General features: G+C 55.1%; 11 protein-coding genes and 1 pseudogene. 1 reads left to right on the forward strand and 11 read right to left on the reverse strand.

Going from position 1 to position 12,771, the window contains the following annotated elements; all coding sequences use genetic code 11:
• Positions 1 to 20: 20 nt before the first annotated feature.
• Positions 21 to 1,100 carry a DegT/DnrJ/EryC1/StrS aminotransferase family protein gene (locus K3G63_RS16925; protein ID WP_220615311.1) on the reverse strand — a complete coding sequence of 360 codons (1,080 nt, stop codon included), beginning with the start codon at positions 1,098 to 1,100 and terminating at the stop codon, positions 21 to 23.
• A gap of 60 nt (positions 1,101 to 1,160) precedes the next feature.
• Positions 1,161 to 2,678 carry an ABC transporter ATP-binding protein gene (locus tag K3G63_RS16930; RefSeq protein ID WP_220615312.1) on the reverse strand — a complete coding sequence of 506 codons (1,518 nt, stop codon included), beginning with the start codon at positions 2,676 to 2,678 and terminating at the stop codon, positions 1,161 to 1,163.
• Between the two features lie 1,027 nt (positions 2,679 to 3,705).
• On the opposite strand from K3G63_RS16930, the gene K3G63_RS16935 reads away from it, so the two are divergent.
• Positions 3,706 to 4,626 carry a glycosyltransferase gene (locus tag K3G63_RS16935; protein WP_220615313.1) on the forward strand — a complete coding sequence of 307 codons (921 nt, stop codon included), beginning with the start codon at positions 3,706 to 3,708 and terminating at the stop codon, positions 4,624 to 4,626.
• A gap of 15 nt (positions 4,627 to 4,641) precedes the next feature.
• Here the strand turns inward: K3G63_RS16935 and K3G63_RS16940 are convergent.
• From K3G63_RS16940 to K3G63_RS16980, 9 genes and pseudogenes are all read right to left on the reverse strand, one after another.
• Positions 4,642 to 5,434, reverse strand: a pseudogene (locus K3G63_RS16940) (IS5 family transposase).
• 235 nt (positions 5,435 to 5,669) lie between these two features.
• Positions 5,670 to 5,930, reverse strand: coding sequence for a hypothetical protein (locus K3G63_RS16945; RefSeq protein WP_220615314.1), 261 nt, complete (start codon positions 5,928 to 5,930; stop codon positions 5,670 to 5,672).
• A 116-nt stretch (positions 5,931 to 6,046) separates the two neighbouring features.
• Complete coding sequence (locus K3G63_RS16950) at positions 6,047 to 7,153, reverse strand: DegT/DnrJ/EryC1/StrS aminotransferase family protein (RefSeq protein WP_220615315.1); 1,107 nt, start codon at positions 7,151 to 7,153, stop codon at positions 6,047 to 6,049.
• Positions 7,154 to 7,174: 21 nt separating this feature from the next.
• On the reverse strand, positions 7,175 to 8,113 hold the full coding sequence (locus K3G63_RS16955; protein WP_220615316.1) for a glycosyltransferase family 2 protein: 939 nt from the start codon (positions 8,111 to 8,113) through the stop codon (positions 7,175 to 7,177).
• A 31-nt stretch (positions 8,114 to 8,144) separates the two neighbouring features.
• Positions 8,145 to 9,077 (reverse strand): hypothetical protein, encoded by a 933-nt coding sequence (locus tag K3G63_RS16960; protein WP_220615317.1) that lies wholly within the window; start codon positions 9,075 to 9,077, stop codon positions 8,145 to 8,147.
• Positions 9,056 to 9,466 carry an FdtA/QdtA family cupin domain-containing protein gene (locus K3G63_RS16965; RefSeq protein WP_220615318.1) on the reverse strand — a complete coding sequence of 137 codons (411 nt, stop codon included), beginning with the start codon at positions 9,464 to 9,466 and terminating at the stop codon, positions 9,056 to 9,058. The genes K3G63_RS16960 and K3G63_RS16965 overlap by 22 nt, the downstream gene beginning before the upstream one ends.
• 102 nt (positions 9,467 to 9,568) lie before the next feature.
• Positions 9,569 to 10,555, reverse strand: a complete 987-nt coding sequence (locus K3G63_RS16970) for a UDP-glucuronic acid decarboxylase family protein (RefSeq protein WP_220615319.1) — start codon at positions 10,553 to 10,555, stop codon at positions 9,569 to 9,571.
• A gap of 45 nt (positions 10,556 to 10,600) precedes the next feature.
• Positions 10,601 to 11,938, reverse strand: a complete 1,338-nt coding sequence (locus tag K3G63_RS16975; protein WP_220615320.1) for a UDP-glucose/GDP-mannose dehydrogenase family protein — start codon at positions 11,936 to 11,938, stop codon at positions 10,601 to 10,603.
• Between the two features lie 63 nt (positions 11,939 to 12,001).
• Positions 12,002 to 12,733, reverse strand: coding sequence for a glycosyltransferase family 2 protein (locus tag K3G63_RS16980; RefSeq protein ID WP_220615321.1), 732 nt, complete (start codon positions 12,731 to 12,733; stop codon positions 12,002 to 12,004).
• Between the last annotated feature and the right edge of the window lie 38 nt (positions 12,734 to 12,771).

A 12,771-nucleotide genomic window follows, 5' to 3' on the forward strand; every position in this document is an offset into this window, starting at 1 on the left:
GTTGGCCAGCCGGCACTACCCTACAAAACCGATTTTATGACGGCGCAGATGGTATCTACCTCTTCATTGGTCAGCTCGTAATACAGCGGCAGACACAACGCCCGCGTCGAAATATCTTCCGATACGGGAGCCGGCTGCTGGCCCGTATATTCCAGCGTGTTCAGCGAGGGGTAGAAGTAGCGCCGAGGCATGATGTCGGCATCGTTCAGAGCGTCGCGCACGGTCAGCAACACTTGTTCCGAGGGCATCACCGTCGGATAGTAGGAGTAGTTGTAGCGGGTTGTATGCTCCTGAATCTGCGGGCGCTGCACGGCGGTGTCGGCCAGTAGCGCATCGTATCGCTCGCTCAGCTCGCGCCGGCGACGGACCAGCTCATCTACCTTCGGCAGCACGCACAGGCCCATGGCCGCATGAAACTCCGAGCTTTTACCGTTTACGCCTACGCCCCAGAATGCTTCCGGACCGTTGTGGCCAAAATTGCGCATGTAGCTGATGCGGTGGGCCAGCTCATCATCATTGGTGATAATGGCCCCGCCTTCTACCGTATGAAACAGCTTGGTAGCGTGGAAGCTCAGCGTGGAAATATCGCCGTAGTTCAGAACCGAGGTATCCTTGTAGGTCACACCAAACGCGTGAGCGGCATCGTATATCACCCGCAGATTGTGGCGTTTGGCTATTGCTTCAATGGCCTCCACATCACACGGGTTTCCATACACGTGCGTTGCCATAATAGCAACCGTCCGGGGAGTAATGACGGCTTCCAGCAAGGAAGCGTCGATGCACAAGGTCTGCGGATCGATATCCACAAATACGGGCACGCTGCCTTCCCACACAATGCTGGAAGTAGTGGCCACGTACGAGAAGGGAGTGGTCAGAATCTCCCCTTTCAGGTCCAGCGCCTTGAGTGCTATCTGGAGCGCAATAGTGCCGTTATTAACGAAGAACAGGTGTTTTACACCCAGATATTCCTTGAGGCTATGCTCCAGCTCTACCACCAGTGGCCCAGCATTGGTCAGATGCGCTCGTTCCCAGATGCCTGCTAAGTAGCCCACATATTCCTCCATAGGAGGTAAGTAGGACTTGGTAACGTTGATGCTCATAAAAGCGGAAACAGGTTTATCAATTAAATTCTTCTGCCTAGCGGCACCACCTATCTATTGCTATACAATCTGGCGGACCAGATCATGATACTGGTGCGTAGCAATTACTTCACCCTGACTTAACTCGTAGATCCGGTCACACTCGCGGAGCGTGGTGATGCGGTGGGCAATGATGAGAATGGTAATATCGGTGTGGGAAAGCTTATTGATGGCTTCGTTTACTTCCCGTTCCGTTTCATTGTCCAGGGCGCTGGTGGCCTCATCCAGCACCAGTACTTCCGTGCGTTTGTACAGCGCCCGGGCAATACCGATACGCTGCCGCTGTCCGCCCGAGAGTTTCGAGCCACGCTCACCAATGTGGGTATTCACCCCAGCCGGCAGATTTTTGACAAAATCAGTTAGGGAAGCCTGCTCAATGGCATACTGCAGCCGCGTCTGGTCCACTTCCTTGTCGCCGAGCGTGATATTGTCCTGAATGGAAGCCTCCATCAGAAACGTATCCTGCTTCACGTACCCGATAATCTTATACCAAGCCAGTAGGTACTGGGGCGTCAGCGGCTTGCCATCGACCAGAATACGACCTTCCTGCTCAATATAAAACCGGAGCAGGATGTTCATTAGGGTGGTTTTACCGGAGCCGGAGCTACCGATAAAGCCTATTTTTTCGCCCTTCTTAATGTCGAGTTTAATACCCTTCAGCGTGCGTTGGCTGGCGCCAGGAAAGCTGTAGGAAATGGCATCAAACGAAAGGGAGTGATTAAAGATGAGGGGCAGCTGCTCTGCATGCTGCGGCATCAGGTACTCCGCGTCATCCTCTGAGTTAATAATTTCAATGGTGTACTGAGCCTGCTTCAACTGAAACAAGGATTGCAACATCCTATTCACAGAAGGCATCAGGCGGTAGGCCGCGGCGGCAAACAAGCCAACCAGCGCAATCAGATCAGAAGCGTTTTCCGAGAAAAACAGCGCGTAGATGAAGATAGTAAGTACACCCAGAATGGCTACCATTTCAATCATTTTGATGGGCAGCAGGCTGTAGAGATAGCCTTCGGCATCCAGCTTTTGCAGCTCTTCCTGGTTTTCAAGCAGCTTACGACGAAAATCCTGCTGCTTATCGGCCAGTTTGAGCTCGATGAAGCCGATGAACAAATCGCTCAGAATGCTGAATGAAACTGGCCGCAGGGCATTTACGCGGTGTCCTATTTCCTGGGTCCGGGTTCTGAGCACCCGGTACATCAGCCAAGTAGTAGGCACCAGCACAACCCCCAGAATAGCCAGCAGCAGCGGCTTATAAACGATGATGCTAACAACGATGACTGCAATAACCGCTACTTCCGAGAAGAAGACAAATAACGGACGCAGAATGCCACTAACATAGACGCCCGGTACCTGCAGCGCTGCATTCATGAGGGCCGCCGAGCCAGTGTCGCTAAACTTCCAGAAGGAAAGATTCAGGTATTTGGACAGCTGACTAGCAATAATTTTCAGACCAATATCAGCGGTAAACCTGGTTTGCAGGTAGTTGACCCAAGTCGTAAACAGATTCTTGAACAGAAAGAATAAGAAGATGATTGCCATCAGGAAAAGCAGAAACGTCTTTTCCGATTGGAATCCCAGGAACTGATATATTGGAAAAAAATACTTGCTTTTTTGTATGGCCCCAGGCTCGGCCGCTACCATCATGATCGGTACTAATGCTGCTAGTCCGAAGACATCCAAAAAGGAGGATATCAGAACCAAGACGAACATCCATATGGCTTTGTACTTCTGGGTTGACGTCAGATAATAGCGAATGCTATTAAGTGAATAGCTGATGATTCCGGTGTTCATAAGGAAGGTGCCTGCTTAAAAACTGAAAGGCAGGAGGCTAGCTACTGGTTGCAGAGGCCGCAGTTCTCAAGTCTCAGGGAGGGGCAAAGTTACGGATTTTGTGTTAGCTACCACTTCCACCCACTACCGATGGGCTATAGCGCAGTCAGTGGCAGCAGCCATTTTTACAGTCTGCAGCCCTCTCGTATCGTTTGTGAGCCTGCTGTTTAGCACCGCAAAGAACGGGAGCAGGATCATCGCGAGGCAGGGTAGTTTGCCTAGCTTCAACGAGCACTAAGCAGGCACAAGTGATACGGTGAGGGCCTTACACAGGGCTGGATACGCCACAGTTGAACAAGTAGTTCGCTGGCTCTACTACGTGTGGCACAAGTTACCCCTACCCACCATCCAGGCAGCCTGACCAATGGGCGGTGACGGGGCGGATATACCACTGGTGTTGTGCCTTTTGGCCGAGTCCCGCTATGCTCCTGCCATATCTTCCCAGTGTCCTATAAAAGGCCTGCTACAACGTGGCAGGGCTCCTTTTTGACAAATCCGGGCAATATGAATGCCTGGCTACGCGTTGTGAGACGATAACGGTTTCCTCCCTCCGCGACTACTGTTCTGCTTTCACCGCACCGCATCGCTCTGATTTTCAGCCTGGGCTTTGTCTAGTGGCACCTGCCCACTCGGGGCTATTAAAATTCATTGGCTCTGCAATGATTTTAAAGTGCTATGCAAGAAAACTACATAAAGTTTTCCTTGCAATTTCGCCGCTATATATATAAAAGTTCATATGGAAAAAGTGAGTGTTTGTTGTATCTCCTACAACCATGAACGCTATTTGGCTCAGGCAATTGAATCTGTGCTGATGCAACAAACGGCGTTCGATGTAGAACTCATCATTGGCGAGGATTGCTCCACCGACAATACCCGTCAGATTGCGCTGGACTATGCTCGGCGCTACCCAGAGCAGATTCGGGTACTACTTCCTGAGCGTAACCAGGGAGTGATGAAAAACCTTATGGCCACCATGGATGCCTGTAACGGCACGTACATTGCTTTTCTGGAAGGTGATGATTATTGGACTGATCCGCACAAACTGCAACGTCAGGTAGAAGCTTTGCGGGCGCATCCTGAATGTACCCTTTGTGCGCACGACGCCCAGGTGTTGTCAGAGGATGGAACAAGTAATAACTACATCTTCAGCAACCAGTTCCGGCATGTGCTGCCGTTAACCGAGGGCATTATTACGCACGACAAGCTGGTAGCACACCACTGGTTTATTCCCAGCGCCTCTATGCTGTTCGTTAAAGTCGCATTGACGCTGCCACTACCCGCTTGGTTTGCAGAGGTGCACAGTGGTGATTACACGCTGCAGTTGCTGGCAACACGAACTGGCAGTATTTATTACTTACCCGATGCGATGTCGGTTTATCGTCGGCACGCTACAAGCCTGACGCATTCAACGCATCGGTCACTGGAGCAAAATCGAAAGCGCATTTTTGAAAACCAGCAGCACCGGGCAATGATGCCCAAACACTACTCACGATTCTTTGAGTCATACTTAGAGCACCTCTATTTTGAAAGGAGTGAACTACAGGCAGCCAATGGAAACAAGCTGGCGCAGCTATATTACTACGCCAAAGCTATTTCGGTTAATAAGGAACGTTTGGCCTTCCATATAAGCAGGTTGACCAAGCGCTTTACCCAATGATGCCTCTAAGAGCACCTAACAAATCCGTTTGACAGCCCGAAAGACAATGAGGATACAGGCCAGTTTGGTGAAGGCGAAGTGAATATCGGCGCGTCGTTCATAGCGCACGCGCAAGCGGTTGACCCAGGAAAAGGTGCGTTTCACGACCCAGTGGTGAGGGCCCAGCTGCTGGCTGGATGCCACGCCGCGGCGGGCAATGCGACTATTGATGCCGCGTTTGCGCAGCGCCAGGTGGCATTTTTTGCAGTCGCAGCCTTTGTCCGCGTGTAGCTTCTGCGGGCGCTTGCGCGGCCGGCCGCGGGCCTAGCGCACGGGCACTGCCGCGTCAAGTAGTGAATCGAACACGGTCGAATCGTGGCAGTTGGCTGCGCTCAATTTGACCGCCAGCGGCGTCCCCCGCCGATCAACGAGCAGGGGACGCTTGGTGCCCGGCTTGCCCCGGTCCGTCGGATTAGGACCCGTCTGTGCCCCCTTTTGCGGCCGGGATGCTTTGTGCGTCTAGGCTAGCACAGCTCCAGTCCAATTGCCCCGCCACACTGAGCCGCTCAAGCACTACCTGATGCAGGTGCTGCCAGACCCCGGCCTCGTGCCAATCGCGCAACCGCCGCCAACAGGGCATACCCGAGCCGTAGCCTATTTCGGCCGGCAACATCTTATAAGACAGGCCGCTACGTAGGACAAATAAAATACCGGGCAGCGCGGCGCGGTCCTTGACGCGCGGCCGGCCGCCTTTCGGCTGCGGTGGTGTAGGCGGGAGCAACGGCGCTAGAACCGCCCACAACTCATCAGAAGCTAGGTGCTGTGTCATGCTATCAGCATACGTAAATAGGTTTTGCTAGGTGCTCTTAGTGGTTTCTGGTCGGTGTACAGGTTTTTCACAACGTGGAGCGAACGGCTACGGGCGGCATCGAGGTCACGGCACACATACTCGCCAATAAGCCAAGGGCCGGCATTTGGAAGGCTGATACAAAAAGCAGCATCAGCGCCGTCCAAACTTCTACTTCAATACCGCCAAATACCTTCACGGCCATGATGTAGAGGGCCTAGAGCAGGGCCACGATGCCCATTTCCACGCCCAGCACCGGAATGGCCCGAATCGGAAAAAAGGAAAACGCCAGAATTGAGTCGATGAATAGCTTGATCTTCTTCTGAATCGTCCAGCGCGACTTACCAATCTCCTGCTTGCGCCGCACGCAGGGAATGTTCCCGTAGGGGTAGCCCAGCCATACCATCAAGCAGAACAGGTTGCTGTTGCGCTCCTTCAACTCAAGAACATGCTCCCCTACCTGCCGGTAGAAAAACACAAAATCGCCCCTCTGACCGGAATATTGGACAGAGCAATTCTCTTCATCAGCGCGTGAAAGGTCTTGGCAAAGTAATGGTGGATAACTTGGGCATTGGAAGCAGGAAAAGGTAGGAATTACGACTTAAAGAAGGTATGCAGGGCGTCGCTTACCCTATCTACTTCCGCAGCCGTCATGCTGGGCCACATAGGCAGGCTGAGGCAGGAAGTAGCCAGGTTTTCGGCAATGGGAAAATCCCCAGCTTTGAAGTTCATAAAGCGGTAGGCTTCCTGCAGGTGAGGCGGAATTGGGTAGTGAATCAGCGTGCCGATGCCCTGCTCGGCGAGATACTGCTGCAGGTCGTCACGTCGGCTGGTACGCACCACATACAGGTGGTAAACGTGGGTAGCCCCAGCGGCTACTGCAGGCAAGTGCACATCTGGAATGCTGGCCAACCGCTCATTATACAGCGCGGCCACTTCCTGGCGCTGACCGGTCCATTCTATCAGCATCGGCAACTTGGCGCTCAGCACGGCGGCCTGCAACTCATCGAGGCGGGAGTTGTGGCCAATTACCTCGTTGTAGTATTTCTGCTGCGAGCCGTAGTTGCGTAGCGTCCGCACTTTCTTGGCTAGGGCAGCATTGTTGGTCGTACTAGCGCCAGCGTCACCGAGGGCCCCCAGGTTCTTACCAGGGTAGAAACTGGTAGCATTCACATGGCCGAAGCTTCCGGTCAGTTGACCTTTGTAGGCAGCACCATGCGCTTGTGCGTTGTCTTCAATTACGTACAGGTTATGACGGTAAGCAACGTCCATAATAGCGTCCATCTCGCAGGCTTGGCCATACAGATGAACCGGCATAATAGCACAGGTGCGGGAGGTGATAGCCGCCTCAAGCAGGTCTGGGTTAATGTTATAGGTATCTAGGCGCGGTTCAACGGGCACAATAGTAGCACCTACGTGGGATACAGCCAGCCAAGTGGCGATGTACGTATTACTAGGCACAATCACCTCATCACCCGATCCGATGTTAAGTGCTCGTAGCGAGAGTTCCAGTGCATCTAGCCCGTTACCTACTCCTATGCAGTACTGCACTTGATTGAAGGCGGCGTAAGCAGCTTCAAACTGCTCAACCTCCTGGCCTAGCACATACCAATGGCTGTCGTATACCCGCGCTATGGCCGCTAGCACCTCTTCCCGAATAGCATCGTGCTGCCCGGAAAAAGAAAGAAAAGGAATTTGCATAAGGTAGCTGTGCTGGCCTTGCTAGGCCAGTGGTTTACTTATTTCTTTCACCACATACAACGGCCGGTTGCGAGCGGCGTCGAGGCCACGCCAGACGTACTCGCCGATGATGCCGAGGGCCATCATCTGGAAGGCCGATACAAATAAGAGCACCACCATGAGCATGGTCCAGCCGGCGGGCTGGACCGTGCCGCTCAGCCGCAGCCCCACCAGGTACAATCCGTAGAGCAGTGCTGCCACCCCCAGGCAGATGCCGGTGGCTGAAATGGCTCGGATGGGGAAAAAGGAAAAAGACAGAAAAGAGTCCAGAAACAGCTTCACCTTCTTCGACAGCGTCCAGCGGGAAGTTCCGATTTCGCGGCGGCGGCGGGAGTATGGCAGGTTTACATAGGGGTAGCCCAGCCACGTCATCAGGTAAAACACATTGCTGTTGCGCTCCTGCAGGCGCACTACCTGCTCCCTCACCTGCTGATCGAACAGGACGTAATCAAAGCCGCCCGGCGGGATATTGCGGAGGGCAAAGTGCCGCATCAGGCTATGAAACAGTTTAGCTAAAAGGGTACTAACAGCACCCTCCTGTCGGTCCTGGCGGTTACCGATAACCAGCGGGAAACCTTGCTGCCAGTAAGCGTACATAGCGGCCATCAGCTCGGGCGGGTCTTGCAGGTCGGCGGTGATGATAACGTTACAGTCGCCGGTGGCGTGGGCCATGCCCGCTACAATGGCATTGTAGGAGCCTACATTGGCGGCCAGCTCCACTACCCTCACCCGCTCGGGGTGCTGCTGCTGGAAGGCGTGGAGGGCGGCTACTGTTCCATCACCGGAGGCATCATCTACCAGCACGTACTCAAAGGTGACCCCAGCCGGGAAACGGGCCTCGTTGGCAACCAGCGCCTGCATGGTAACGGGGATATTGGCCTCGTTGAAATAGCAGGGAATGATGATGGACAGTTTTGGCATGGGGGAAATTAAACAATTCGGACGGGTCCTGCTACCGGGCCTGCCAGCTCAGCATATGCGTGAGGCCGCCCAGCCGGAAGCCCAGCACCTCGCAGTTATGGATTACGGCCCGGTTTGCGGCCTGGGTGGTCAGCAGGGCGTAGCGGCTGCCTCTTTGCTGCAAGTGCCACAGCGTTTCAGAAAGCAGCGGGCGGTGCCAGCCCTGATTTCGGGCGCCCACGGCCGCAAGCACTACCCGCCCCAGCCGGCAGCCCAGCTGCCGGGCATCCGGCGCCAAGTAGCTAATGGCCAAAAAACTATCGAGCGGCTCCTGCTGCGGCACGAGAACCAGGTCGGTGTAGCCGAGCACAGTGGCCGCCGCATACTCGCCCAGAAAAGCGTCGCCTTGCTCGGGCGTGAAAAACGGGTCGGCGTGGAAACGGTCGGCAGGGTTGCGATTAGTGGCGGCAACGCGGCGCACGGCCTCCGCATCCTCCGCAGTAGCCTTCCGTACGGGGTTGCGGGTGGCCGGAATAGAATGCAGGGTATGATAGTAGTGCAGCCGGGTTTCTACGGTGGCCCAACCGGCGCGGCCCAGCGCAGCCAGCAGCACAACGTCGGGAGTTGCTACTTCACAGTAGCAGTGCTGCTGTGAAGTAGCGGCCAGGTGCCGGCTGAACTGCTGAACAGCTGCCGTTAGTTCGGGCAGCCGCACAGCCAGACCAAACACCACGGCCTGCAAGCGCGCCATTGCCCGACCAAAAAAAGCTGTATCCCAGGGCAGATGCCGGTACAGGAACACCACCTGCTGCTCCCCCACCCCCGCTGACCAGATGAAGTGCCCCGGGCGGCCAGCAAATTCCTGTAGCCGCTGCCAAACAAACTGCTCAAACACTGCGTCGGGTGCCAACCCTGGCAGGGCCGCGTAGGGCACGGCCGCCAGCAGGGCCGACTGGCGCGCTGCTACCTGCTCTGCGAACTGCATACCCGACGAAACTCGGCGTAGCTGCGGATATAGTCGGCCTCGGCGTAGGCCGTAGAGGCCAGCGTGAGCTGTACGGCCCCGGCCGAGTACTGCATGGTGTGCCAGCAGCAAGGCGGAATGTACACCCCCACGTCGGGCCGGTCCAAGACAAAAGTTTGCATCTCCTGGCCGGGCATTTCCGTCAGGACCACAATGCGGCCGGTAACAGCCAGCAATACCTGCTCTGTGCGGTAGTGCGCGTGCCGGCCCCTCACAATGGTTTCCGGGGTGTTGTAGGTCCAGAACACTCGCTTTACCTCAAAGGGCGGGTCCTGCTGGTCAACTACTGATATATACCCCATATCGTCGGCGCCGATACCGGGAAAAGAAAGAAGATGCGGCAGTTTCATAGTGTAGTTGGGCGGCGTAGCGGCACCGGGCCCGGAAAAATAAGAAAAGCCGGCTGCTTTCGTCAACCGGCTTTTCGCTACAGTATAAGCGGCGCTCAGGCGCTAGAACGTGCGCGGGGTGTTATCAACCTGGCCGGTTACTACGCCGGGCACATGCTCCCGGAAGTATTCCAGGGTCCGGCGCAGGCCTTCCGCACGGTCTACTTTCGGCTCCCAGCCCAATACCTCTTTAGCCTTGGTGATGTCGGGCCGGCGCTTCATGGGGTCGTTTTCGGGTAGCGGGCGGTAGTCGGGCTTGAACTCTACGCCGGTGAGGCGGGCAATTTCCTCGCCGAACTCCTTGATGGTGATTTCCGACGGGTTGCCGATGTTCACGGGCAGGTGGTAATCGCTCAGCAACAGGCGGTAAATACCTTCAACCAGGTCGTCGACATAGCAGAACGAGCGGGTTTGGGAACCGTCGCCGAACACTGTCAGGTTTTCACCGCGCAGGGCCTGCGAGAGGAAAGCGGGTAGTACGCGGCCGTCGTTGAGGCGCATGCGCGGGCCATAGGTATTGAAGATGCGCACAATACGGGTTTCCAGCCCGTGGTGATTGTGGTAAGCCATAGTAATGGCCTCCTGGAAACGCTTGGCTTCGTCGTAGCAGCCGCGGGGACCTACGGGGTTCACGTTGCCGAAGTACTCTTCTACTTGGGGGTGAATTTCCGGGTCGCCGTACACTTCTGAAGTGCTGGCAATCAGCATGCGCGCGCCCTTCACGCGGGCCAGGCCCAGCAGGTTATGGGTGCCCAGCGAGCCGACCTTCAGGGTCTGAATCGGAATTTTGAGGTAGTCGATGGGCGAAGCTGGCGAGGCAAAGTGCAGGATGTAGTCCAGCTTGCCGGGCACGAATACAAATTTCGATACATCGTGATGATGAAACTCGAAATTCTCCTTGCCGAACAGGTGCTGAATGTTTTCCAGGTCACCCGTCACCAGGTTATCCATGGCAATGACGTGGTAGCCTTCCGCCAGGAACCGGTCGCAGAGGTGGGAGCCCAGGAAGCCCGCTCCGCCGGTAATAAGTACGCGTTTCTTATCTGACATGTGAATGAGAGTTAACCGAGGTAAAAGGTAGTGCCAGCCGGCAGACTAAGCGGGCTCGTGGTGGGCCGTCTTGATGCCGATGCAGTGGTAGGCGTAGCCAGCGGCTTGCAGTTCAGCGGCATCGTAGATGTTACGGCCGTCGAAGATGACTTTCTGCTTCAGCAAGCGGCTCATCACCTCGAAGTTGGGTACCCGGAACTCGGGCCACTCAGTTACTACCAGCAAGGCGTCGGCATCAATGAGAGCTTCCATCTGATCCTTGGCGTAGGTTATCCGGTCGCCAAGGGAGTGCTTGGCTTCCTCCATTGCCACGGGGTCGTAAGCCGTTACCGTGCAGCCTTCGGCCAGCAGCTTCTCGATGATAACCAGCGAGGGAGCCTCGCGCATGTCGTCGGTCTTGGGCTTAAAGGAAAGGCCCCATACGGCCATTTTCTTACCCTTCAGGTCGCCGCCGAAGTGCTTCTGTACTTTATTGAACAGCACTTCCTTCTGGCCTTCGTTTACGCTTTCCACGGCTTGCAGTACCTGCATCTGGTAGCCGTTTTCGGCAGCCGTCTTGATGAGCGCCTTTACGTCTTTGGGGAAGCAGGAGCCACCGTAGCCGATACCAGGGTAAATGAACTTGGTGCCAATCCGGGCATCGGAGCCAATGCCTTTGCGCACCATGTTCACATCGGCCCCCATGATTTCGCAGAGGTTGGCAATGTCGTTCATAAACGAAATCTTCGTAGCCAACATCGAGTTAGCCGCATATTTTGTCATTTCTGCCGACGGAATGTCCATGAAGATGATGGGGTGGCCGTTCAGCAGGAAGGGCTTGTACAGGCGGCTCATTACCTCCTCGGCCCGCTCCGACGACACGCCCACCACAATGCGGTCGGGCTTCAGGAAGTCATCAATGGCGGCGCCTTCCTTCAGGAACTCAGGGTTGGAAGCTACATCGAACTCGATGGTTTCGCCGCGACGGGCCAGAGCGTCCTCGATTTCCTTTCGCACCTTGGCGGCCGTACCTACCGGCACCGTGCTTTTGGTCACAATAACGCCGTAGCTGGTCATGTTCTCGCCGATGGCGCGGGCCACTGCCAGCACGTATTTCAGGTCCGCCGAGCCGTCCTCACCGGGAGGGGTACCTACGGCAATAAAGGCTACGTCGCAGCCTTTAATGGCCTCGCTCAGGTTAGTGGAGAAGTGCAAACGGCCCGCCGCCACATTGCGCGATACCATTTCCTCCAGACCGGGCTCGTAAATCGGTAGGATGCCCTTGTGCAGGTTGTCAATTTTGCGCTGATCGATATCAATGCAAGTAACATCGATGCCGACCTCCGCAAAGCAAGTTCCTGTTACAAGGCCTACATAGCCTGTGCCTACAACTGCAATTTTCATGTAAGTGGGAAAATAAGGGGGAAAAAAGAGCCAAAGGCTCACCATGAAATCTGGAGAGAGGGCCTACTTGAAAAGACCATATCTGATGATGCAATAAATAGCCCGAAAGCCGTCGCGCCAGCCAATCTTCTTACCCTCGGCGTAGGTCCGGCCGTAGTAGCTGATGCCGACCTCGTAGATGCGTACATTAGGTACGCGCGCTATTTTAATAGTTACTTCGGGCTCAAAGCCAAAGCGCTTTTCCTCCAGGTGAAGCCCCTGCACAATATCGCGCCGAAACAGCTTGTAGCAGGTTTCCATATCGGTCAGGTTCAGGTTGGAAAAGGCATTGCACAGCATCGTCAGCCAATGGTTGCCGATGCTATGCCAGAAAAATAAAATTCGGTGTGGCTTACCCCCGATAAAGCGGGAGCCATATACCACATCGGCTACCCCCCGCAGGACGGGGCGAAGCAGAATATTGTACTCTTCCGGATCATACTCCAGATCAGCGTCCTGAATCACGAGGTAGTCGCCGGTAGCTTTCCGGATGCCGGTGTGCAGGGCAGCTCCTTTCCCCTGGTTAACGTCGTGCTTGTAGTACTGAATTGGCAGTTCCGGATTAGCCGCTATGTACTGCTGCACCGCTTCCTCGGTGTTGTCGCGCGAGCAGTCGTTTACAATCAGCACCTCCTTCGTGAAGCCCCCTAGCAGCTGCACCTCCTTAATCTGATCCAAAATAAGGTGAATAGTAGCTCCTTCGTTGTAAGCCGGAATAACAATGGAAAGCTTACGTGGGGTACCTACTGGGGTCATACTCTTGGGTAACGAGAAACAAACTGTTGCGAGGAATT

The organism is Hymenobacter sp. HSC-4F20, assembly GCF_019599275.1.
Lineage (GTDB): Bacteria > Bacteroidota > Bacteroidia > Cytophagales > Hymenobacteraceae > Hymenobacter.

Excerpts from the sequence above, each read along its gene's own strand:
- K3G63_RS16925 (WP_220615311.1), bottom strand. The coding sequence starts at position 1,100 with ATGAGCATCAACGTTACCAAGTCCTACTTACCTCCTATGGAGGAATAT.
- K3G63_RS16930 (WP_220615312.1), bottom strand. The coding sequence starts at position 2,678 with ATGGCAATCATCTTCTTATTCTTTCTGTTCAAGAATCTGTTTACGACT.
- K3G63_RS16935 (WP_220615313.1), top strand. The coding sequence starts at position 3,706 with ATGGAAAAAGTGAGTGTTTGTTGTATCTCCTACAACCATGAACGCTAT.
- K3G63_RS16950 (WP_220615315.1), bottom strand. The coding sequence starts at position 7,153 with ATGCAAATTCCTTTTCTTTCTTTTTCCGGGCAGCACGATGCTATTCGG.
- K3G63_RS16955 (WP_220615316.1), bottom strand. The coding sequence starts at position 8,113 with ATGCCAAAACTGTCCATCATCATTCCCTGCTATTTCAACGAGGCCAAT.
- K3G63_RS16960 (WP_220615317.1), bottom strand. The coding sequence starts at position 9,077 with ATGCAGTTCGCAGAGCAGGTAGCAGCGCGCCAGTCGGCCCTGCTGGCG.
- K3G63_RS16965 (WP_220615318.1), bottom strand. The coding sequence starts at position 9,466 with ATGAAACTGCCGCATCTTCTTTCTTTTCCCGGTATCGGCGCCGACGAT.
- K3G63_RS16970 (WP_220615319.1), bottom strand. The coding sequence starts at position 10,555 with ATGTCAGATAAGAAACGCGTACTTATTACCGGCGGAGCGGGCTTCCTG.
- K3G63_RS16975 (WP_220615320.1), bottom strand. The coding sequence starts at position 11,938 with ATGAAAATTGCAGTTGTAGGCACAGGCTATGTAGGCCTTGTAACAGGA.
- K3G63_RS16980 (WP_220615321.1), bottom strand. The coding sequence starts at position 12,733 with ATGACCCCAGTAGGTACCCCACGTAAGCTTTCCATTGTTATTCCGGCT.